Annotated in this window: 1 protein-coding gene; it reads left to right on the forward strand. The window is 71.2% G+C overall.

Annotated features, from left to right (window positions below; all coding sequences use genetic code 11):
- Positions 1-635 (forward strand): tetratricopeptide repeat protein (locus tag GSF22_RS33365; protein ID WP_368856940.1); only part of this gene is annotated, 635 nt, incomplete at its 5' end.
- Positions 636-1,726 lie beyond the last annotated feature (1,091 nt).

The following is a 1,726-nucleotide window of genomic DNA, read 5'->3' on the forward strand; positions in this document are numbered from 1 at the left end:
CCGTCGCACCGCACCACCGTGCCGTACCGCCCCAACCGGCACCCGGTGGCCCCTCGACCGGCCTGCGCGCAGCAATCAACGACGCCTGGACCCACTCCAACGACCTGCTCGCCGAGGAGCGGTACACCCAGGCGGCGGAAGCACTGAAGCAGGTCATCGAGCCGGCGGCAGCCGCCCTCGGGGTGGAGAGCCCCCGCGTCCTCGCGCTCCGCCAACGCCGGGCCGCCATCCTCGTCATCGGCGGCGACTTCCGCCAGGCGCTACCAGAATTCGACGCACTGTACTCGGCATTCGCCCGTACCGGCGGGCCTACCAGCGACGACGCCCTGGCCTGCCTGCGTCAGGCGGCCCACTGCCGGGCCGAGCTGGGCCAGGCCACCGTCGCACTACGCCAGTTCCGGCAGGTGCTCGACCACATCCGGGCCGCCGAAGGCGACGTGTCCTCCGAGGCGTTGGAGCTGCGCCGCAACATCGCGATGCTTCTGCTGGCGGAAGGCAACATCGACCAGGCGGTGGCCGAGCTGGTACCGCTGCACGAGGATCTCGCGCTCGTCTACGGGCCGCACCACGAGGAGACCCGCGAGATCGCCGACGTGCTCACCCGGCTCCGCCGCGCAAGCGGCCGATCGGGTTAGCGGATCACCCCCGCGTGCCCGGGGCGCAGCGCTGTCGAGCTGCTGGCGTGGACGGAGCGCCCAGATCACCCACGCATACGCGGGGAGCAGAACTCGTCCCCACCGGTCGAGTAGCGGAACGGGGGATCACCCCCGCGTGCGCGGGGAGCAGAGCAGGTAGCCGGCGATGGCTTCCGTCGTCGTGGGATCACCCCCGCGTGCGCGGGGAGCAGCCGACACCGACCTTGGCTATCCGAATCCAGTTGGGATCACCCCCGCGTACGCGGGGAGCAGCACGCGATGGACCCTGACGCAGCGATTGAATCGGGATCACCCCCGCGTGCGGCGCGGGGAGCAGAAGTCCCCGGCCTGAGCGTCCGGGAAGGTCCAGGGATCACCCCCGCGTGCGCGGGGAGCAGGGCATCAGCCTGCCGAAATAGATTTCGTCGCCGGGATCACCCCCGCGTGCGCGGGGAGCAGCGACCGGCACGCCGTACCACCGGCACCGCCCAGGGATCACCCCTGCGTGCGCGGGGAGCAGCCCTTGATCGGACGCTCGTGGTGGTTGTACGTGGGATCACCCCCGCGTGCGCGGGGAGCAGTTTCACGTCGCCCAGTGGACGCAGAGTCTGGGGGGATCACCCCCGCGTGCGCGGGGAGCAGGCCGGGATCCTCCACAACGAACTGCTGATGCTGGGATCACCCCCGCGTGCGCGGGGAGCAGGTGCACTCCCAGCCGCCCGTGACCGAGCCTGAGGGATCACCCCCGCGTGCGCGGGGAGCAGGCGCTGCTGCGCAAGCCGTGGCCTGGTGAGTCGGGATCACCCCCGCGTGCGCGGGGAGCAGGTACGCATTGAGCACCGCTGCGTCGAACAGCTCGGATCACCCCCGCGTGCGCGGGGAGCAGCTTCGCGACGACGGCCTGTCTGATCAGGTCCCGGGATCACCCCCGCGTGCGCGGGGAGCAGCTTCGCGACGACGGCCTTGTCAGCGGCCAGGGAATGATCCGGGTGGGCGGACATTTGTCTCCGGGCTGGCGGACAGCAGAACTCCGGGTGGACGGTCACGAGATCGGTGGATGACGCCCCGATATGTAGGTGGTCCCCGCGTCG

It is taken from the genome of Micromonospora echinofusca, assembly GCF_017614955.1.
Taxonomy (GTDB): Bacteria; Actinomycetota; Actinomycetes; order Mycobacteriales; family Micromonosporaceae; genus Micromonospora; species Micromonospora echinofusca_A.